Genomic DNA, 20,690 nt, shown 5'->3' with positions numbered 1-20,690 from the left:
ATGTTCGAGCACTCGCTGTATCGGATATGCCACTTTCCAAGAGCGGTGTGCGTCAGCACCTGCGTGGCGTCGCTGCCGGACTCCTCACCCCTTTCGACGACGAACTCCGCGTCGAACACGCCAAGTTAGAGGCGAACGCGAACTCGCTCTACGACTCCGGAATCCGGACGTTTCTCGCATCCGCGAACATCAGCGAGTACCACTCGCTCTCTCAGACCGAACGGAGAGAAGTGACGGAGACGGCCGTAAATGCGCTTCCGTCCGACGCCTGCGTCCTCGCGGGCGTCGGCGGGAGCACGCCGGACGCACAGGAACTCATCCGAGCGTACGACCGCGTCGGCGTCGACGCGATGATGGTGATGCCGCCGGATCACTCCTACATCCACGAACGAGGGCTCATCCGCTACTACGAGAAGCTCGACGAGGCCACCGACACGCCCCTCGTCCCCTACGTCAAGGGATTCGACCCCTCCGTCCGCTACCTCCGCAACCTCGCGGACATCGACGGCGTGGTCGGCGTCAAATACGCCATCGAGGACGCGGTGAAACTCGGCGCAGCGAGCAGTTCCTCCCCCGACGACGTGGTGTGGGTGGACGGCCTCGCGGAACCGTTCGCCGTCTCGTTCTGGAACGAGGGCATCGAGGGGTTCTCCGCCGGCGTCAGTAACTTCCGGCCGGAGGTCGGACTCGCACTGTACGACGCCCTCGCGGCGGAGGACTGGGAGCGCGCGCGCCGAATTCGCAACATCAGTCTCCCGTACCAGAACTTCCGCGACGAAGCGGGTCAGAACAACACCATCGAGGGCGCGATAAGCGTCTCCGCCGTGAAGAAGGGCCTCGAACTCGCCGGCCTCCACGGCGGCGAAGTTCGCGACCCCATCGAACCGCTCTCGGCCGAAGACGAGCAGAGAGCGGAGGAACTCTATCAGCAACTCGACGACGACATCGAACGTGTCATCGCCTAAACGGAGCGACGAGGAACCGTACCGCAACGAGCACCCGAACTGACCGTGACAAACGATACCGACCGATACAGCGGACCGACAGCACCGATGAGAGCATGCTCGAACTAGAAGCGACCGTCGATGCGTCGAGCGTGCCGTCCTGGGCGCGCCGACAACGCGAGTTGTTCGACCTGGTGGCGAGCGTCACCGACCGATTCGTCGCGGACTACACCGGTCCGGAGGGCGAACCGTTCTGGCCGCCGGAGGACCACGTCGGCGTCGACGGCTTCGACGACGTGGTCGAGGGGTTCTACAACTGGCCGTTGCTGTACGCGATGGGCGGCGACGAACGAGTCCTCGACCACGCCCGACGCGTGTACGAGGCGGCACTCGAACGCGGGGCGAACATGGAGACGCCGTTCGGTCACCCGATGGTCGTAGACGAGTTCGAGCAGTGCCGGGACTGGTTCCACATGGGGGAGGGGAACCTCTACACGTACAACATGGGTCTCGCGGCCCCCGACGACGAGACGGTCGTGGACCGCGCCGAGCGATTCGCGAATCTCTACTCCGCCACCGCCGACGCGAACAACTACGACGGCGAGAAGCGACTGATTCGCGGTCCGATGAACGGGAGCATGGGCCCCGACTACTGCGATTTCTCCGCGTACGAGCACCACCCGTACGGCGCCGACTACCGCTGGGCGCGACACGGGCTTCCGTGGCGGGACTTGGAGTTCGACGAGGCCGCCGACCTTCTGGACCCGGACAACGAGGAGCGACTGTTCGAGGTGTTGAACGACCGGTGCTCGAAGGGGGACATCCCGCTCAACCTCAACGCCACGAGCCTGTTCACGAACGCGTACCTCCACACGGGCGACGACAGGTACCGCGAGTGGGTCACCGACTACCTCGCGGCGTGGCGGGAGCGAACGGCGGAGAACGGCGGGATAATTCCCGACAACGTCGGTCGGTCCGGAGAGATAGGCGAGTACACCGACGGTTCGTGGTACGGCGGCTACTACGGGTGGTCGTGGGGCGGATGGCACTACGTCGGCATCGGCCCCACCGTCGCTGCGGAGAACGCGGTTCTGCTGGAGGGCGACCGGGAGTACCTCGAGTTCCCCCGGTCGCAACTCGACGTCCTCGTGGAGAACGGAATCGAGGTGCGAGAGGACGACGTCCACAGCACGCTCTACATCCCGCACAAGCACGGCGGGGAGGGTGACTACCACTACGACGCCTCGGGCGTCCTCACGGAGGACGACGGGGAGGTTCTCTGGCGCGACGGCTGGTACGAGTTCCAACCGCACACGGACGACCCGTACGCCGTCCACCTCTGGTACATGTCGATGAGTGACGAGGACAGAGAGCGGGTACGTCGGCTCCGCGACTGGGGGAAGCGCGACTGGAAGCGGGTCGACCCCCGGGCCTCCACGAAGCACGGCGACGGCCACGAGTACGCGTGGCTTGCGTACCTCGACGGCGAGTTCCCGGATTACCCCGACCGGATTCTCGAAGCGACCCGCGAACACGTCCAAGAGCGACTGGACCTCATGGAGGCGGAGGGGAACGAACCGACCACGGTAGACGAGGACTACCTCCGCGACCGGAACCCCGTCTTCCACAAGGCGTTGCTCCAACTCACGATGGGCGCGCCTCAGCCCGTCTACTACGGCGGCCTCGTCATGGCGCAGGTTCGGCACTTCGACGCTCGCCGGGAACGGCCGGGACTCCCCGAGGGCGTCGCCGCACTCGTAGAGGACGTCTCGCGGGAGGGAATCGAACTCACCCTCGTCAACGCCGGAGGGACGAACGAGGAACTGGTCGTACAGGCGGGCGCGTACGGCGAACACCGGTTCGAGTCGGTCGAAACCGACGGCAACCGCGTGGGCGTCGGAGACGCGGGCGGCGACGCGAACGGGAGAGACGCCCTCGAGTCCGGCGAGTCGAACGCGGTACGGGTTCAACTCCCCAGCGGAAGCCGAATCTCCGTGACAGCGGAGCTCGACCGCTTCGCGAACGACCCAAGTTACGCCCTTCCGTGGGACTCCGCTCGGTAGGCGACGGCGGATGTTTTCTTCGTCGTATTCGTTCCCGTGCGGGGAACGGTCGCCCGCGTGACCTGTCGTCAGAGAACATCGTTACGCGTTCCTCCGTCCGCCGGACGGCGGCGATTCCGGCCCGATACCCGAGGGCGAACCGGACTTTGACCCCGAAACTGTTCCCCTAGAGGGAACCAGTCTCCTCTTTCCGTATACGACGTATCTTGACTTTTCCGAGGAGAACACCGTTACCCGATAATGGATTACATCATTAGGACTGTAACGCTACCGTTCCCCCCTCGGGAACGATGTGGGGTGACTCGCTGACTTCCACCGACGGGACGGTGAAGGGAGGCGTTCCGTGCCTGGACCGCGAAGCCTATCTGAGCGTCGTTCGACGGCGAGTGAGGCCACGAGGCTCGGGCGATGCTCGCACTCCTTCGAGCGTTGAGCGGCCGAAAAGGCGGAGACGCGGACTGTCGGGCGCGTCTATCGGTGCTTACAGGCGGTCCATGTCCTGGAGGATTTCGCGGAGGTGGTCGCGTTCCTCCGGGTCGAGGGTCTGGGCGGGGGGACGGACGGTGTCGTGTTCGAAGACGCCCTGCATCTGGAGTGCGGCTTTGATGCGGTTGCGGTTGCGGCCAACCGGTTCGCCGAACAGGAAGTTCGTGAGCGGGAGCATCTCCGAGCGGAGTTCCCTCGCGCGCTCTATCTCGCCCTCGCGGACGGCGCGGAGTTTCTCGACGTGCATGTCGGGAATAAGGTTGGCGTAGGAGATGAGGGCGGTTTCGGCTCCGAGGAGGTAGGAGTGATAGAGGAACACGTCCTCGCCGGTCATGAGGGTGAACTCGTCGCGGTAGGGTTCGAGCGCGCGAACCGTCTCCTCGTAGCGGGTGACGTCGAAGGTGGCGTTTTTGAGGGCGACCACGCCGTCCAGTTTACAGAGTTCGACGTAGGCGCTGACCGGTTGGGCGATGTCGCCGAAGTTGCCGAACTGGAAGGCGATGAGGGGGATGTCCACGGCGTCGGCGATGTCGCTGTAGTACTCAACGATTATGTTGGGGTCGCCGTGGCTGTAGACGTCGATGGGGACGGGCATGAGGGCGTCCGCGCCGGCCGCTTCGGCTCGCTTCGCCTCTTCGACGGCCATGGCGGTACTCTCGCCGTGGATGCCCGAGAACACCATCGCATCCTCGGAGGCTTCCTGGTGGATTTCGATGACTCGTTCCTTGTCCTCCGGGGGAGACATCTTGCATTCGCCGGAGTGAGCGTTCGCGACGGTGGCGACGATGCCGTCCGTGGAGGTGAGATTACGGATGTGTCCGTACAGGTCGTCCTCCGCGACTTCGAGGTCGGGCGTCAGTGGAGTGACGGTCGCCGGGATGACTCCGCCTTTGATAGCGTCTTTTACTTGCTTGTAGCTCTCTCGCATGCTTCGGTGGAACGACGCGTAGCACCCACATAATACTTGGGTCTCTAGGCAGTCCGCTCGGAGACGGCGCACTCTCCCGACGGTGGCCGCGTTCCGTCCCGTCGCCGACGGGCGAGAAATTCGCCCCCCTGGTCCCGTACGCCGCCGGCAAACGTTCTTGTACCGTCGGTCGTATCTTCGAGTATGTCGAATCAGGCTCACATTCGAATCGAGGACGAATCGGTGTTCCTCGCCGTCGAGGATCGGCGTCTCGACGTCGGGTCGCTCTCGGACGTGTACGACCTCGTCGGCGGCGAGTCCTACACCATCGAGTACGATAAGCGCGCGGCGTCGGTCCCGTGGGTCGAGACGGACGACGACCGGACGTTCACGTTCGAGGTCCGCGAGGCGATGGACGGACTGCCGTTCGGCGGCGGGTACGCCGAACGCGTCGCCGACGCGTCGATGGAACCGACGGAGTCGGGCGTCCCCGAACGGACCGAAGTGTTCGCCGACGTTCTGATGCAGATCTGGGACTCGAAGGGGAACCCGGAGGAGTTGGCCGAATACCACGAGTAGCGTTCTCTCTGTCGTAAGCGCTCGGAAATCCGGTCGAAGAACGATGAACGTGTTCGCTCGCCGAGTAGCGGCTAATATACTAGCGAAGAAGGCTCTCATCGATTTAGGGACCGCTCCCGTATTGCGTCCCGTGTAACGCCCGAGTAAAGAACCTCGATTCTTTCGGAGCTATCGAGGGAATGGTCGCTTCAATACTAGTGCTGGTGATGCCTGCGATGGGGAACGACGCCGCTGAGGTCTATCTGATAGACTACGTTCTCCAATCAAACTCGTCTCTGAAAACGCCGTTCTTCTGGACCTTCTGCTCCTCATCGTTTCGTCCACGATCGTCGTCGTGCACCGTAACGCGATAGTCGAACTGCTCTCTTAGACGGTGACGGCATCTGATACCTTCGAGTAGGGGTGTTCTGCTTCGCGTTCGCAGTGGATTCATTACGTCCTTAAATTTGATATAGCGAAATAAGATACATGACATGCTCTGAAACGGAGGAAGGCAAAGATTCGACGGGTAGCGGGGCCGTATCACTAGAATCAGAATCTCAGTATCTCACTTGGGCTTAGTTTATTAAGCCCAAGTGGGTTTGGGCGGGGCGATGCCGTACCCCGATACCGAACGTTTACTGCAGGCGAGATGGGGGGTTAGAGACGTCGAGGAGGATGGCCGACGCAGTTTAGAAGAATCTCGCTGGGATTCACAGAAATACGGGTCTTCGACACGCGGCCTGACCGACGACGGAGAGACGGTTCTACGAACTGCTGTCGATCGCCGCCACGCGTTCGACCAGTTCCGGCGACCCAAGCACCGTCGGGACCGACTGGTGGAGTTCAGTGGGCGAGACGTCGAGTATCGACTGCGACCCGTCGGAGGACGCTCCGCCGGCGCGTTCGACGATGTACGCCACCGGGTTCGACTCGTACTGCAGTCTGAGGTCACCGGAGGGCGCGGAATCGCGACTGGGGTACGTGAGTACGCCCCCGTGGGTGAGGAGTTGCGCGGCGTCGGCGACCATCGCACCGCTGTATCGGAGTTTGTACGCCTTCCCCAACTCGTCGAGCGTCGAGAGCAGTTCGTCCGACAACTCCCTCCGGTTACCTGCGTAGCCGTAGATGTCCGGGTCGTCCGGAAGCGAAACCGGTTCGCTGTCCACGGCTTCGCCGTCCGAGAGGACGTACCGAGTCACGCCGTCGTCGGTCGCGACCGTCGCCGTGGTGTACGACCCGTAGAGCACCAGTACCGCCGCGACGAGGTCCCGGCCCCGGGCGGGAAGTGGTGCGTCGTACACGCCGAGTATCGTACCGGTGACGGAGTTCGAGAGCAGGTTCGACGACCCGTCGAGGGGGTCGATGCTGACCCCGTAGCCCTCGCCGACGTCGACGACGTCGGAACGCTCCTCGCTGGCGTACGCGCCGACCGCGTCCGTCCCGGTCAACGCGTCGTAGAACACGCCGTCCACCCAGTCGTCGGCGTCGATCTGCTCGTCGCCGGTCGGGTTCGTCGCGCCGGTCTTGTTCCGGTGGTCGTGGAGGTGCGTCCTGACGGTCCCGGTCGCCTCCGCAATCGACTCGATGAGCCAGTCGGTTGAGTCCATGTGGGTAGTTAGTTCCCGTTCGCGGTAGAGGTACATGGCTGTTCTGCCAGGACCGACTTTGCGGGGTCGACTGGCGTGAGCCTCTTCGCCGAGAGTGTTCTTCCCTCCTCCTGCACTCGACGTATATCCCATAGTACGATACAGATGCGGTGGTCTCAGTAGTGAGACCGACACCCCGATGCGTACGTAGCGTCTCCTTCCGAGAGTTCGTCAGTGCAACGTGACCGAACTAGCCGTGCAGTGGTCATGCTGAATCCGTATCGGAGTCAGTGCTCGACAGCATGATCTGTTGGTAGCCTCCTCAGTTATCCTCCGCGCCGAGCTTTCGTTTGAATAGCTCGAGTAAGTCTGAATTCAGGGTCTCGGTCCCGTAGACCCTAACAGAGTCGAACCCGGCGTAGCCGTGATGTCCGTCTTCGTCGCGTTCCCAGTAGAGCCATCCCGTCTCCTCCCCGCCGTCGAATCCAGTGTCGTCGACCGGGAAGCGTAGAACGAGCATCTCATGACTCTCGCCGGACGCGCCTTCGACTCGAGTAATCTCTCCCTCGTCGAGGGGTCGTGCACCCTCTCCCTTCTGGAGGGTAAACCGCGAACCGAACCGATAGCGGACGGATTCGTCGGCGGGGTTGAACGTCGTGCGTTCGCCGTCGCTGCCGAGGAACTCGGAAGGGTGTACGGCGACCGACACCGACTCGTGTTCCGCCGCGTCGAGGAAGTTCTCCTCGTTTCCGGGCTGAACATCGATGTCGAGTTCGACCGGGAAGTGCGCCGCCGCAACGCCACCCAGGGCGGGAACGGCAGCGACCGTTGCCGCCGCACCGAGCGTCCCTTTCAGGAGTCGTCGCCGTGTCGTAGAGTTACACGTCGCTTCGTCAACCCGACTTGGTTGTCCCTTGCTCATTGCAACGAACCGTGGTGCGAAGCCCGGTAGTATGGCGATTCTGGTCCGACTAGCGAACGTAATCCGCGACGGACGGGTCCTTCATCACGAGGAGAAAGGCAGTAAGAACGCCTCGCGATACCGAGAGACTACCTGGTACTGCCGAACAGGGGTCCGTACGAATCGACTAACTCCGATTCGCAGAACTCGAAGTACCAGCGCACTGAACGGTGACGAAGCGGTTCCTGAAGTTTTGCGTCAGACGCACGGCGTCTCCGTCTGACGGTTTTACCCAATATCCGCACAGCTGACCGGATTAATGTCGCATTATCCTCACCTCAGGGACCCGTTTACGAGTTATAGTCTCCGTTATTAATACAAACGAATCTGTACGGGGAGTCGTGAGCAGGAAACACTTGGACGCCGCTCTGAGCTTGGAGTGGTTGCCCGCCTTCGCTCCTCTCGACCATTGGTTCGCTCTCCCGGTTCTGACTGCCGGAGTCGTAGAGCTATACTTTTTGTTCGACATCACGCTCGGAAGCGCTCGACCGCCGATGACGCCCGACGCGGGGATATTCCAGCACATCGGCTGGTTCCTGACGAGAGGTGCCCGCCTGTACGCGGACGCGTGGGAGGTGAAACCCCCGCTCTCGTTCGAGACGACCGGGATCCTCGCCCTCCTCGCGGGGGGTGACGTGTATCTCCTCCACCTCCTGAGCGTGCTGCTGATGATGGTCGTCGCCTGCAGCATCGTGGGGCTCGTCGCCGCCCTCGTCTGGCACTCCACGCGCGACCGGTTCGCCGCGTCCATCGCGGGATTCTCGATGTTCCTCCTGCCGGGGTTCTTGGTTCGGCCGGCTTACGGCTTCAAAGCGAAGTACATGGTACTGTTCGCGGGATTAGTGGCGATTTACGCCTACACCCGCGGGTATCCCGCGCTCAGCGGTGCGGCCGCCGCGGCCAGCGTCGGGTACTGGCAGGCGGCGATTATCTTCCCGTGTCTCGTCGTCGGCATGGCCCTCAGAGACGGCGACCGGACGAACCTCGTTCGCACCGTCGCCGGCGGCGTCGCGTTCACCGCCGCGATGCTGTTACCGGTGTACCTCCTCTGGAACTCGACGTCGGAGATGCTGGTACAGGCCGTCCTCGTCCCGCTGACGGTGGGTGAATCGACGCCGCTCCTGAACCGTCTCGCCGGCGGCGTCATCCACTTCAAGTGGGCCTCACCGTTCGTCCTTCTCGGCGCGGCCGGCCTCGTCAGAGTCGCGGTGGACGTTCTGACCGACCGGAACGACCCTATCGGACGGGACGAGTGGTGGATTCTCGCCGGAGGGGCATGGTTCGGATTCTTCATCCTCTTCGTCGATTTCGAGGTCGGCGGGTACACGGACCTGATTCCGTGCTTGGGGTTCCTCGCTATCGGCGTCGGTGTCGTCGCCGCGCGTCTCGACGACGCCCGTCGACGACGGTACCTCGGCGGCGCGATCGCGGCCGTTCTCGTCGTGAACATCGTCCTGTTGGGAAGCCTCGGACTCGTGTTCTCGCCCGTCGAAACGCCGGGCCCGGTCCCCATGGAAGACCTGCAGACGAACGACCGGGCCGAGGAGGTGGAAGCGGTCGGTTCCGTGCCCGAAGTCCGGTACATCTACTGGAACCGCATCGAACCCTCGACGTGCCACTACCGACTCTCCGTGATGGAGGTTCAGTGGCTCGAAAAGACGAAACCGTACTCCGGGCAGAGCTGCATGGACTTCGCAACCGCGCGAAAAGCTCTCGGAAGCGGCTGACCCCCGTTTTCGACCGTCTCGCGTGTTTCGGTAGTGCACTACTTCTCCTCGTAGCGGAACGGTCGTCTCGCAACTCGACGGCCTCCCGACCGTCGCTGGTTCGACTCCGCCGGAACCGGCACCGAACGCCCATTGCTCGGTGACGAGCGGAGGAGGAATTCCAGTCACGCTGGAATTTCGTAGTCCGACTAATAGATTCGTGTGTTACAGGAATACAGGTGTAATACCCCGGAGACGGATAGTGCGCGGAGAGGGCGGGGGATATTCCGGCGTCGGCGAGTTCTGTGCGTCTCTCACCGAGTAGAATTTGCGCCGGACAGCACAGTGCACACACATTTAATTGGATGAGTAAACAGTTGCGTTTTCTGCCGAGATAGAACTAGTCAAGATATAAGGGTATACAACTAACTTACTGTGAAGAAAGGCGACTACTGCTCTTATTTTCTAGTGTAGATATTATAGTACAATTCCCACGTCGAACGACCCGACTGTCGTCGTATGATAAATTATATTCGCAAATGTGCTATCACTCTCTTTCTCGCACCGGTTTCGCCGGGAGAGGACGCTTTTGTGCGGGAGGGGCGAAGCTGTCCGCTGAATCTTCCCGGGCAGGCAAGCGAGGCGGCTGAGTCGATACGAGGGGCGGACGCTCGTTCCGGAACCCGACGGTTTTAGGGTCTGGCCGAGAACAGTCCCGTCGAGAATGGGTATCTACCGAGTCGTATCGCTGATCTTCGTCTGGCAGTTGGCCGCGAGCATCTGCTACTATGCGGTGTTCGCGGCGACGCCGTTCTTCCGCGACCAGTTCGGACTCTCGGGGGCGGCCGTCGGGTTGGTCGTCACGTCGCTCACCCTCGGGTACGCGGTGTTTCTGCTCCCCCTGGGAGCGCTCACGGACCGGTTCGGCGAACACCGAACGCTCACCGTCGGCTTGCTCGGACTCTCCCTCGGATCGATTTTCGTCGCGCAGGCGTGGTCGTACCCCGCGTTGCTCGTCAGCGCGTTCCTGCTCGGGTCGCTCTACGGGACGGCGATGCCAGGGACGAACAAGGCGATCTTCGACAGCACGCCGCCCGGACGGCAGAACCTCGCCGTCGGAGTGAAACAGGTCGGCGTCACCGCCGGAAGCGGGGCGAGTGCGCTGCTCGTCACCGGCATCGCCGGCGTGCTGTACTGGGAGGTGGGCTTCTACGCCGCGGCGGCGAGCGGGTTGGCCGTCGCGGTGGCGTTCTGGTTCGTCTACCGCGGATCCGGCAGCGCCGAGGAGGCGAGCTACCCCGACTTCGGCCGACTGCTCGGGAATCGACCGTACCGCTCGCTCGCCGCCGCCGGCGTCTGCCTCGGCGCGGGCCTGTTCACCACCACCGGATACACGATACTCTACATCGACGAGTCGGTGGGCGCGTCCGTCGCCTTCGGCGGTATCGTCCTCGCGGCACTACAGGTGTCCGGAAGCGCCGGGCGGGTCGTCACGGGGTGGTTGAGCGACGCGCTCCCGGGCGAGCCTCGCCGCCGAATCGGCTCGATTCTGCTCGTCCAGTCGCTCGCCAGCGCGGCGCTGTTCGTCGGCGTCGCCTTCGTCGAGGGGACGACGCTCGCCACGGCGGCGTTCGTCATCCTCGGCTTCTTCGTCCTCGGGTTCACCGGGGTCTACTACTCCTGTATGGCGACGCTCGTCTCGGCGGACGAGATGGGCGGCGCGACGGGCGGCGGGCAGTTGGCGCTCACGTCGGGTGCGCTCTTCGCGCCGCCGGCGTTCGGCTACCTCTCGGACGCCGTCGGCTACCGGTGGAGTTGGCTCATGCTCGCGGCGCTTGCACTCGTCGGCGCTGGGTTCGTCGTCCGAGTCATCCTCACCGAACCGCCGGAGAACGTCACCGCCGCCGCGGACTGAGCGCGGAGGCGCGAGTGCGAGGAACAGGAGTACAACTAACACCGGCGGGCGCGTCCGTCCGCCCGATGCCGTATCTCGCACTCGATACGACGGCCGACCTCACCGCGGAGGAACGACGGGAGGCGACGGAGACGCTCACCGACATCTACACCGAGGAGATGGCGACGACGGCCGGCCACGTCGCCGTCGCCGTCCGGGAGCATCCGTCGACGGCGATGTCCATCGGTCGGGCCGTCGAGGGACCGATAGCCGTGTTGGACGCCGACGTTCGGCGGGGCCGGTCGTTCGAACGGCGGCGGGCGTTCGCCGTCGCCGTCGTCGATTGGCTCTGCGAGTCGTGGGCGGTACCGCGTCCGAACCTGAAAGTCGCGTTCACCGAACACGACGGCGACCAACTCATGGGCGCGGACCGCGTCGGCGGCGAGTGGTCCCCCGACGAGGGGTAACCGACGCCGCGACTGCCGGTGCGGCGACCGGTCGGCCGAGCCCGATCGCGGCGCTCAAGGGCGCGTTCGGCTTCTCCGGCGATTCGGTGCCGAAGGCGGGCGAAGCCGAAGGGAAGTAGCGACGCGACGCGCAACTGTTTTTTCGGTCGCCTGCGGACCGGTACCATGGACATCGCGATCGTTCTCTTCGACGGCGTGGACGAACTCGACGCGGTCGCTCCGTTCGAAGTGTTCGAGAACGCCGCCGCCGAAGGTGCGGACCTGACGGTCACGCTCTGTACGCTCGACGGCGCGCCGACCGTGACGGCGAGTCACGGCCTCGAACTCGGTTCGGACGCCCGCCTCGACGACGTCTCGCCCGACCTGTTGGTCGTCCCCGGCGGCAGGTGGAACGCCCGCGGGGAGACGGGCGCGCGGGCGGAGGCCGAGAGGGGCGACATCCCGGCGGCGATTCGCCGACTGCACGACGACGGAGCGGCTATCGCCGGCGTCTGTACCGGCGGGATGCTGATGGCGCGGGCGGGCATCACCGACGGTCGCCCGGCGACGACGCACCGCGGCGCGGTGGACGACTTGCGCGAGTCGGGGGCGACGGTCGTCGAGGCGCGAGTCGTAGACGACGGCGACGTGGTGACCGTGGGCGGCGTCACCTCGGGGTTGGACCTCGCTCTCCACCTCGTCGAACGCGAGTTCGGCGCGGACGTCGCCGCCGCCGTCGCCGAACGCATGGAGTACGAGCGTCGGGGATCGGTCCACCGCGGCGAAGAAACGTAGCGTCAGGGGTCGGTGACCGCGGTCGGTCCCTCACTCCTCCCACGAGAAGGCGGAGTGCAGGTCGTGGGGGATGTGTCCGCCGCGTTCGGCCGCGCGGTCGAGATAGGCGCGCAGGTCCCCGCGGAAGTCGGGGTGTGCGCAGTTCTCGACGAGGAGTCTCGCCCGTTCGCGGGGGGAGGTGCCCCGCAGGTCGGCGACGCCCTGTTCCGTGACGACCACGTCCAAGTCGTGTTCCGTGTGGTCCACGTGCGGGGCCATCGGGACGATTCGGGAGATGTCGCCCCCCGCGGCGGTCGAGGGGAGGGCGACGACGGAGAGGGGCGCGTTGCGCGTGAAGTCGCCGCTCCCGCCGACGCCGCTTATGATTTGCGACCCGCCGACGTTCGTGGAGTTGACGTGGCCGTACACGTCCACCTCGACGGCGCTGTTGACGGCGACGACGCCGAAGCGGTCGATGAGCGTCGGACTGTTCGAGAGGTCGCCGGGGCGGAGGATGATATCTTCGGCGTAGCGGTCGGCGTTCTCGAAGAGGCGGTCCTGCCCCTCCGTCGAGAGTGCGAGCGACGTCGCACTCGCCGAGCGCAGTTCGCCCTCGTCCAGCAGGTCCAAGAGGCCGTCCTGTATCACCTCGCCGAAGTACACGAGGTCCCTGTCGCCGAAGTCTGCGCCGCCGAGTGCGCCCATCAGCGCGTTTCCGAGGCTGCCGACGCCGAACTGCAGGCGGATGGACTCCTCGAACAGGGGTGAGCGCTCGACTTCGGCCTCCAAGAACGTCCCGAGGTTCTCCGCGATGGTCAGGTCGTCCTCGGTCGGGTCGCGGAACTCGTAGGGGGCGTCGCGGCCGTCGGTTTCGACCACGGCGACGAGTTTCTCGGGGTCGAACTCGACGCGGGACCCGCCGATTCGCTCGCCGGGGTCGGTCATCGGTATCGGCTCGCGGTTCGGCGGTTTCCCCGGCCGGTAGACGTCGTGGAACGCTTCGAGGGAACGCGGTTGCGCCGCGTTCACCTCCACGATCAACCGGTCGGCCGCTTCGACGTAGGCGGGCGTCGTGCCGATGGACGTGGAGGGGACGAGCCAATCCTCCCCGACGGCGACGGCTTCGATGACCGCGACGGCGTCCTCGGAGTCGACCAGTCCGCCGTACTGCACCTCGTCGCCGAGCGACGAGATGTGCCGGTCGCCGAAGGCGACGCGGCCCTCGTTTATCGCCTCCTGAACCGCCGGCCGCGCCTGAAACGGGAAGCGGCGCTCCATCGAGTCGGACTCGACCAGCGCCACGTCTATCTCCTCGCCGACGCTCCCGCCGCTTACGACCGTGAGCGAGAGGTCCCGCCCCGACTCGGCCAACGCCCTCGGGACGGCCTTCGGGTAGCCGACGCTCCCGAACCCGCTGACCAGAAGCGTCGCGTCGTCGCCGACGGCGTCGGTCGCCGTCTCCGCGTCGGTCACCGGAACGTCGCCCTCGATACGACTCTCGAGGCTCACTACTCCAACTCCTCCGGTTGCGTCCCGATTCCTTCGGGCCACCCGGTCGGTTGCGCCGCCGAGGGTTGGGCGTACTCGCGTTTCAGCACCATCGGCGTCCGCTCCAAGGAGAGGACGAGTTCGTCGTCCTGATTGTACGCGCGGAGTTCGGTCGTGACCATGCCCACGTGGTCGCGGGACTCGCTCTCGCGCTTGTGGATAACCTCGCTCTCCGCGAAGATGGTGTCGCCGTGGTACACCGGCGCGTGGTGGCGGATGTCGTCGTAGCCGAGGTTGGCGGTGGCGTTCGCGGAGACGTCGATGACGCTCATCCCCACGGTGAGGGCGATGACGAACGTGCCGTCCACGAGGCGTTCGCCGAACTCCGTCTCGGCGGCGTACGCCTCGTTGAAGTGCATCGGGTTGAGGTTCATCGTCAGGTTCGTGAACCAGACGTTGTCCGTCTCGGTCACCGTCCGCCCGTACGGGTGCTTGTAGATGTCGCCGACCTCGAAGTCCTCGTAGTAGCGGCCCTGCCAGCCTTCGACCAGTCGTCGCTCGCGTTCCTCGTCGGTTCCGTTCGCGTCGTGTTCTTCTGTCATGGTGGTGTGTCGCGGGTGTGTTCGTCGCTGGTGCGTTCGTCGTCGGTCGGTTCGTCGCTTGTACGTTCGTTGTCGGTCCGTTCGTTCGCCCCCGTCGTCGGCCGATTCGTCGTCAGTACGAACGCGGGAGGTCCAACTCGTTCTCGGCGACGAAGTTGAGGACGAGTTGCTGCGTTATCGGCACCAACCGCGCGAGCCGCGCCTCGCGGAGGTATCGCTCCACGTCGTACTCGCGGGCGATGCCGAACCCGCCGTGGGTCTGGACCGCCGCGTCGGCGGCGTCGAAGGCGGCGTCGGCCGCGAGGAACTTCGACATGTTCGCCCGCGCGCCGACGGCCTTGGCGTCGCCGTCGCGTTCGGCGGCTTCCGCGGCGCTGTACACCATCTGCTTGGTCGCCTGCAGCCGGGCGTACGCCTCCGCGAGGGGGTGTTGGATCGACTGGTTCTGCCCGACGGGGCGGCCGAACACCTCGCGTTCGCCGGCGTACTCCGCGCCCCTCTCGACGGCGAGTTCGCCCAGTCCGACGCACTCGGCGGCGATGACGAGGCGTTCCTCGTTGAGGCCGTCGAGCATCTGGTAGAAGCCGTTGCTCTCCTCGCCGATGAGCGCCGACTCGTCGAGTCGTAAGTCCTCGAACGTCATCTCGTAGGAGTGGACGATTTCGCTGGCCGTCTTGTCTATCCGCGAGAGGTGGAGGCTGCCGGCGTCGAACGCCTCCTCCAAGTCCACGAGGAACATCGAGATGCCGCGCGTTCGCTTCTCGACGTCCTCGCGGGGCGTCGTCCGGGCCATCAACACGAGGTAGTCGCTCACGTCCACCCGGGATATCCATATCTTCTCGCCGTTGACGACGTACTCGTCGCCCTCCTTCTCCGCCCGCGTGGCGAGGGACGTCGAGTCCGACCCCGCGTCGGGTTCGGTGAGTCCGAACGCCTGAATCGACGTCTCGCCGGCGGCGACTTCCGGCAGGAGGTCCTCTTTCATCGCCTCGTCGCCGTACTTCACGAGGGGGACGGAGTTGTATATCGCGCCGTGGACGGACTGCGCGCCGCTGAATCCGGCACCGCTCGCGGCCACCTCGCCCAGCATCACGACGACTTCCTCCGTGGAGAGGCCCATGCCGCCGTACTCCTCGGGGATGAGCGCGCCGAGCCAGCCGTCCTCGGCTAACGCGTCCGCGAACTCCGACGGATACTCGGCGTTGGCGTCACACTCGCGCCAGTACGCTGCGTCGAAGTCGGCGCAGATGTCGCGGATGGAGTCGCGCACGCGTCGCTGCTGCTCGGTCAACTGAACCGTGTCTCTGCGTACCATTCGGGTCAGCTTGGTATGAGACGACCTCCCGCTTAAAGCCACGGATTGTTATTCGCCGGCAAGCGCGTCGGCGACGTCCTCGACGGTGTCGAGGTGGGCCACGACGTCGTAGAGTCTGTCGGCCTCTTCGGCGGGAAGCGCGCGTTCCGCGCACTCGCCGAACTTCGCCCGGAGTTCGCCGGCCGAGAGGGGGTTGTCGTGCGTCCCCGGCGGGTTCTCCTGTCGGCGTTCGGACGTCCCGTCGGCGGCGACGATTCGGACCGTCGCCTCGTGGGAGTCGTAGTCGAGTCCCTCGTCCACCTCGAACGCGACGCGTTCGCGCAGGTCCGCGATGGCGGAGTCCTCTATCGCGGGCGACTCGAACGCAGCGAGGTCAACCCTGTCGCGGACGGCGGCGCAGGCGACGGCGTGTTCCATCGAGAACTTCGCTTCGAGTCCCGAGTCGGGGTCGGGGTAGGTGAGGGCGTCGCCCGCGCCGCCCGCGGCCCGAACCTCGATACGCTCGATTTCGTCGGGGTCGATGCCCTCCTCCTCGACCAGCGACTCGGTGGCGGCGATGCTCGTGTGTGTGAAGTAACAGCAGGGGTAGGCTTTGACGTGGATGCCCTCGGTTTCGAGCGCCCACTCGTCGCCGAGTTCGAAGGCCCCCTCTTCGCCGGGTCCGTACAGGTCCCAGAAGCCGCGTTCGCCGCTTATCGCCGTCGCGGAGGCGGTGAGGCCGTCGCGGGCGAGGCGGGCGGCGGTGACCCCGGACCGAGAACAGAGCCCTGCGTGCAACGGTTTCGTCATCGACCCGAAGTTCCGCTTCACCCCGGAGGGCATCGAGGCGGCGACGTTCAGCGCTCGCTCCGTCGTCTCGGCGTCCAAACCGAGGAGGTTGGCCGCCGCCGCCGCGGCCCCGAACGTCCCGAACGTCGAGGTGGCGTGCCATCCAGCCTCGTAGTGGGCGGGGCTTATCGGCCCCGCGACGGCGCACTCCACCTCGAATCCGGCGGCGTAGGCGGTTATCAGGTCCCGCCCGTCGGCGTCCGCCTCGGCGGCCAACGCCAACAGGGGCGGGACGAGCGTCACGCTGGGGTGGCCGTCGAGCGCCCACGACAGGTCGTCGTAGTCGAGAGCGTGACTGGCCGTCCCGACGCGGAGGGCGGTTTGGGCGGGTTGCTCCGCGGCGTCGATTCCCAACAGCGTCGCCGCGTCGGCGTCCGTCGGTTCGACGCAGAGCGAACGCGTCGTCGTCTCCCCCGCGCCCTCGACGGTTCCGGCGAGGGTGACGCCGACCGTATCGACGAACGCCCGAATCACCGTCTCTCGCACCTCCTCGGAGAGGTCGGCGTACTCGACTTCGGCGGCGAACTCGCTCAAGCGTCGCTCGGGCGACTCCGGTGGCATGGTAGTTACTCCCCCACCTCGCCAGTTAAGCGTTTGGCTCTCCGCCGGCCGCCAGTCGTTCGAAGTTATCGAACAAACTTTAGTGCGTCCAGGCCTCCCTCCCGCCATGAGCGAACCAGACGACGCGGGGGAGGTAGACACCGTCCGTTCGGCCCGGACGATGTTCGACATCGTGGAGTGTCTGAAGGTCGGTGGCGGGATGACCGTCACGGAGGTGACCGCGGAGTTGGACTACGCCAAGAGCACGGTCCACCGGCACCTCCGAACGCTGGAGACGCTGGGGTACGTCGTCCGACAGTCCGACGGGTACCACGTTGGCCTCCGCTTTTTCGACCTCGGGCAACGGGCACGGGACCGCCAGCCGGGGTACAAGCTCGCCCGCGACAAGGTGGCCGAGATCGCCGACGAGACGGCCGAACGCGCCCAGTTCCTCGTCGAAGAGCACGGCGAGGCGGTGTACCTCTGCCGGTCGGTGGGCGAACGCGCGGTCATGACCGACCCCGGAATCGGGAGCCGAATCCCCCTCCACTCGACGGCGGCCGGGAAGGCCATCCTCGCCGGACTGTCCGAGGAACGCTTGTTCGAAGTCGTCGAACGGACGGAGTTCGAACCGATGACGGAGCAGACGATAACCGACTCGGAGGTTCTGTGCGACGAACTCGACGAAATCCGGGAACGCGGCTACAGCTTCAACCGCCAGGAGAACATCGAGGGACTCAACGCCGTCGGGGTGCCCGTCTCCGTGGACGAGGAGGTGATCGGCGCGCTCAGCGTCTCCGGCCCCTCCCACCGGCTGAAAGGCGAGTGGTTCGAAGAGGAGTTGCCGAACCTCCTCCTCGGCGCGGCGAACGAACTCGAACTGAACATCGCGTACTCGTAGTCGTTCGAAGATATCGAACAGGGCTGTAACGATCGTTCGGGCGCGTCGCGGTCGCGGTTCGCGCCTCGCCCCAGAGGAAGGGGCCCTACTGGGGGCGTTCACCACGCCCGTTCGAGAATCTCCAGAATCTCCTCGGCCGTCGGGTCCACTCCCTCGGGGGCGGCGTCCATGAGTCCGTCCGCGCGAATCTCCTCCGCGACGCTCGGGAGGTGGTCGCGTTCGAGGCCGTCTATCTCCCGCAGGCGGGACGGGAGTTCGAGACTGTCGCGGACGCCGACCACGGCCTCGACGACTGCGTCGGCCACCTCGGCGTCCGTCTTGTCGTCGGTTCGAACGTCGAACGCCTCCGCCAACAGGTCGCGGCGACCGTCCGCGCGGTCGAAGACGTACCGCAGGACGTGCGGCGTCACGATGCCGTGGACCGTCCCCTGGTGAGCGTCGTAGTCGTGCGAGAACCCGTGTCCAAAGGCGTGGATGACGGAGGCCTTGTACCGCCCGGGCGTCGAGATGCCGTACTGGACGTTCACGACGCCGGAGAGCGTCTCGAACAGTCGTTCGTCGTCCATCGGGTCCTCCCGAATCGTTCCGAGGCCGGACTGCAGGAGTCGGAGGCCGCGGACGGCCGTCCCGTCGGTGACGGGCGTGGCGTACGGCGAGTACAGCATCTCCACACCCTTGTTGAAGCCGTTCATCGCCGACGGGGCGAGGACAGATGCGGGCGTCGTGCGGTAGAGGTCGGGGTCGTAAAAGATCGCCGCGGGCATCAGACGGGGGTCGCTGACCGACCCGTTCGGGAGTTCGTGGTCGGGCGCTTCTCCGGGGTCGAGCGTGAGTTTCACGCCCGCGATGACCGAGAGGTCCGCGCCCGCGAGCGTCGTCGGAACGGCCGCGACGGGCGTCGGCCGGCCGTCCGGTGCGACGGAAACGGCTCCCTCCTCGATGGCCGCCTCGGCCGTCTCCTCCGGCGGCGCGTCGTGCAAGAGGAGTGCGCTCATCGTCTTCGCCGTGTCCAGACTGCTGCCGCCGCCGACGGCGACGAGAGCGTCCACGTCGTTCTCGCGTGCGACGCGCGCGCCCTCGACTGCGGTCCGCAGGTACTTCTCGGGCGTCGTCTCGTCGAACAGTTCGACCAACGAGTCCCCGAGTCCGTCGCGGACGGGGTCCATCACGCCCGGCGTCGAACCGACGGTGGACCCGGAGACGACCATCGCGCGCGAGAGATTCCGTCGGGCGAGTTCGTCGCCGAGATCCGCCACGCACCCCTCGCCGCAGAGTATCTTCCCGGGACTGTACTCGAACTCGAACCGCGGGCCGTCGGGGGTCATTGTCCGAGTTACACTCGTCGGCCGGATAAAAGCGCGGAGCGGAGGCTCGTAGCGATAGGTCGCGGGCGGATCGAACGGGCGTTACAGTCATAGAAGTGTAATCACGTCTATGTTCACGGAAATCGGGCGTCGGTGGCCTCCGAGACGGGGAGTCGAAAGCGAAGCGCCGCGTCCTCAGTCGTCGGACGGTTCGGGCGACAGTTCGCCGGACTCGACCATCGCCTCGAACGGGTGGTCGTCGGCGTCGAACGGCAGGTCCACGCGGCCGCGGCGGCGGACGGACTCGTAGCCCGCGAACAGAATCTCCGCGGTGTTGAGGCCGAGACGGCCGCTCAGAACCGACTCTCGCCCCTCGTCGAGCGCGTCGAACACCTCCGCGACCGCCCGGTCGTGGAAGTGCGACCCGAAGCGGTCCGTCTCCGTCCCCGTGCGGTGCAGCGTTTCGGTGCCGACGTCTATCGGTTCGCGTTCGCCGCCGCGTTCGAGTTCGAGCATCGGACCGCCCTCGACGTCGATTCGAATGTTCCCCTCGGTGCCGCGGAGGAGGAACGCCGCGTCGACGAAGTCGTCGCCCTTCCCCGAGGAGAGGACGCCGTAGACGCCGTTCTCGTACCGCCACTGCGCCCACATCTGGTTCTCCTGGTGGGAGCCGAACCGGAGGTCCTCCTCGCGGTAGTCGAGGGCCGCGATGACCCACTCGGCGGGGTGTTCGTCGTTGAACATCCCCGCGAGGTCCACCGTGTGCGCGCCGAGGTCGTAGAAGTCACCCCAGCCGATCTCCACGCGCGTCAGGCCGCCGATCGTCCCCTCGTCGAGCAGACGCTTCGCCTCCGTGAACGGCGCGCCGAAGCGTCGCTGACGGTTGAACGTGAGTTGCACGTCGCACTCGCGGCACTCCCGAACCATCTCGCGGGCGTCCGCCAACGCGTCGGCCATGGGCTTCTCGCAGTGAACGGCGCGAACGACGCCGCTTCGCGCGCAATCGACCACCAGGTCGCGGTGGAGACTCGGCGGGACGCAGACGCTCACCACGTCCGGTTCCACCTCCGCTATCATCCGTTCGTAGTCCTCGTAGACGCCCGCCTCGGGCACGCCGAACGTCTCCGCGAACGCCTCGGCGTTCTCGCGGACGATGTCCGCGCACGCGACGAGTTCGCAGCGGTCGTCGGTCGCGTACGCCTCTGCGTGTCGATACCCCATGGCGAACCCCTCGACTGTCGGATTGCTCGGGTCGGCCCCGGTTCCCACGACGGCGACTGTGTACCTGCTCATATCCGTCTACGTCATGACAGACCCAACACATAGTCATTTCGTCTCACACACCGTCTGCGAACGCCCCCACATCCCCAGTCGCGTCCTCGGG

17 protein-coding genes are annotated in these 20,690 nt (G+C 65.5%); 8 read left to right on the top strand and 9 right to left on the bottom strand.

The window, feature by feature from the left end:
* Positions 1 to 26: 26 nt before the first annotated feature.
* A complete protein-coding gene (locus ACZ522_RS02645; protein ID WP_379695119.1) occupies positions 27 to 965 on the top strand; it encodes a dihydrodipicolinate synthase family protein in 939 nt (312 codons plus the stop codon).
* 95 nt (positions 966 to 1,060) lie between these two features.
* Positions 1,061 to 3,007, top strand: a complete 1,947-nt coding sequence (locus tag ACZ522_RS02640; protein WP_379695121.1) for a DUF8034 domain-containing protein — start codon at positions 1,061 to 1,063, stop codon at positions 3,005 to 3,007.
* A 481-nt stretch (positions 3,008 to 3,488) separates the two neighbouring features.
* Here the strand turns inward: ACZ522_RS02640 and ACZ522_RS02635 are convergent, their stop codons facing one another.
* A complete protein-coding gene (locus ACZ522_RS02635; RefSeq protein ID WP_379695123.1) occupies positions 3,489 to 4,421 on the bottom strand; it encodes a dihydrodipicolinate synthase family protein in 933 nt (310 codons plus the stop codon).
* Positions 4,422 to 4,604: 183 nt separating this feature from the next.
* Between ACZ522_RS02635 and ACZ522_RS02630 the strand changes: the two genes are divergently transcribed.
* Complete coding sequence (locus ACZ522_RS02630) at positions 4,605 to 4,979, top strand: hypothetical protein (protein WP_379695125.1); 375 nt, start codon at positions 4,605 to 4,607, stop codon at positions 4,977 to 4,979.
* Between the two features lie 746 nt (positions 4,980 to 5,725).
* On the opposite strand, the gene ACZ522_RS02625 is transcribed toward ACZ522_RS02630, so the two are convergent.
* On the bottom strand, positions 5,726 to 6,568 hold the full coding sequence (locus ACZ522_RS02625) for a class 1 fructose-bisphosphatase (RefSeq protein WP_379695127.1): 843 nt from the start codon (positions 6,566 to 6,568) through the stop codon (positions 5,726 to 5,728).
* A gap of 301 nt (positions 6,569 to 6,869) precedes the next feature.
* The gene (locus ACZ522_RS02620; protein ID WP_379695129.1) at positions 6,870 to 7,469 is read right to left on the bottom strand and encodes a hypothetical protein; all 600 of its coding nucleotides are present in this window, start codon (positions 7,467 to 7,469) and stop codon (positions 6,870 to 6,872) included.
* A 533-nt stretch (positions 7,470 to 8,002) separates the two neighbouring features.
* Between ACZ522_RS02620 and ACZ522_RS02615 the strand changes: the two genes are divergently transcribed.
* The 4 genes from ACZ522_RS02615 (at position 8,003) to ACZ522_RS02600 (ending at position 12,349) form a co-directional block, all read left to right on the top strand.
* Positions 8,003 to 9,235 (top strand): DolP-mannose mannosyltransferase, encoded by a 1,233-nt coding sequence (locus ACZ522_RS02615; protein ID WP_464391752.1) that lies wholly within the window; start codon positions 8,003 to 8,005, stop codon positions 9,233 to 9,235.
* Positions 9,236 to 9,938: 703 nt separating this feature from the next.
* Positions 9,939 to 11,129, top strand: coding sequence for an MFS transporter (locus tag ACZ522_RS02610; RefSeq protein WP_379695136.1), 1,191 nt, complete (start codon positions 9,939 to 9,941; stop codon positions 11,127 to 11,129).
* Between the two features lie 65 nt (positions 11,130 to 11,194).
* Positions 11,195 to 11,575, top strand: a complete 381-nt coding sequence (locus tag ACZ522_RS02605) for a tautomerase family protein (RefSeq protein ID WP_379695138.1) — start codon at positions 11,195 to 11,197, stop codon at positions 11,573 to 11,575.
* 165 nt (positions 11,576 to 11,740) lie between these two features.
* On the top strand, positions 11,741 to 12,349 hold the full coding sequence (locus ACZ522_RS02600; protein WP_379695140.1) for a DJ-1/PfpI family protein: 609 nt from the start codon (positions 11,741 to 11,743) through the stop codon (positions 12,347 to 12,349).
* Between the two features lie 30 nt (positions 12,350 to 12,379).
* Here the strand turns inward: ACZ522_RS02600 and ACZ522_RS02595 are convergent, their stop codons facing one another.
* The 4 genes from ACZ522_RS02595 to ACZ522_RS02580 all read right to left on the bottom strand — a co-directional run bounded on the left by ACZ522_RS02595 (position 12,380) and on the right by ACZ522_RS02580 (position 17,122).
* The gene (locus ACZ522_RS02595; RefSeq protein WP_379695142.1) at positions 12,380 to 13,837 is read right to left on the bottom strand and encodes an acetyl-CoA hydrolase/transferase C-terminal domain-containing protein; all 1,458 of its coding nucleotides are present in this window, start codon (positions 13,835 to 13,837) and stop codon (positions 12,380 to 12,382) included.
* Positions 13,837 to 14,418, bottom strand: a complete 582-nt coding sequence (locus ACZ522_RS02590; protein ID WP_379695144.1) for a MaoC family dehydratase — start codon at positions 14,416 to 14,418, stop codon at positions 13,837 to 13,839. Before ACZ522_RS02590 ends, ACZ522_RS02595 begins: the two co-directional genes overlap by 1 nt.
* Positions 14,419 to 14,530: 112 nt before the next feature.
* Entirely contained in the window at positions 14,531 to 15,733 is a 1,203-nt protein-coding gene (locus ACZ522_RS02585; protein ID WP_379695146.1) for an acyl-CoA dehydrogenase family protein, read from the bottom strand.
* 48 nt (positions 15,734 to 15,781) lie between these two features.
* A complete protein-coding gene (locus ACZ522_RS02580; RefSeq protein ID WP_379695148.1) occupies positions 15,782 to 17,122 on the bottom strand; it encodes an MmgE/PrpD family protein in 1,341 nt (446 codons plus the stop codon).
* A gap of 106 nt (positions 17,123 to 17,228) precedes the next feature.
* Here ACZ522_RS02580 and ACZ522_RS02575 point away from each other — a divergent pair, with 106 nt between their 5' ends.
* Positions 17,229 to 18,002 carry an IclR family transcriptional regulator gene (locus ACZ522_RS02575; RefSeq protein ID WP_379695150.1) on the top strand — a complete coding sequence of 258 codons (774 nt, stop codon included), beginning with the start codon at positions 17,229 to 17,231 and terminating at the stop codon, positions 18,000 to 18,002.
* Positions 18,003 to 18,100: 98 nt separating this feature from the next.
* On the opposite strand, the gene ACZ522_RS02570 is transcribed toward ACZ522_RS02575, so the two are convergent.
* Positions 18,101 to 19,327, bottom strand: coding sequence for an iron-containing alcohol dehydrogenase family protein (locus tag ACZ522_RS02570; protein WP_379695152.1), 1,227 nt, complete (start codon positions 19,325 to 19,327; stop codon positions 18,101 to 18,103).
* 174 nt (positions 19,328 to 19,501) lie between these two features.
* A complete protein-coding gene (locus ACZ522_RS02565) occupies positions 19,502 to 20,599 on the bottom strand; it encodes a Gfo/Idh/MocA family protein (protein ID WP_379695154.1) in 1,098 nt (365 codons plus the stop codon).
* Between the last annotated feature and the right edge of the window lie 91 nt (positions 20,600 to 20,690).

The organism is Halopelagius fulvigenes, assembly GCF_055398025.1.
This window is presented reverse-complemented; position numbering and strand designations above follow the sequence as displayed.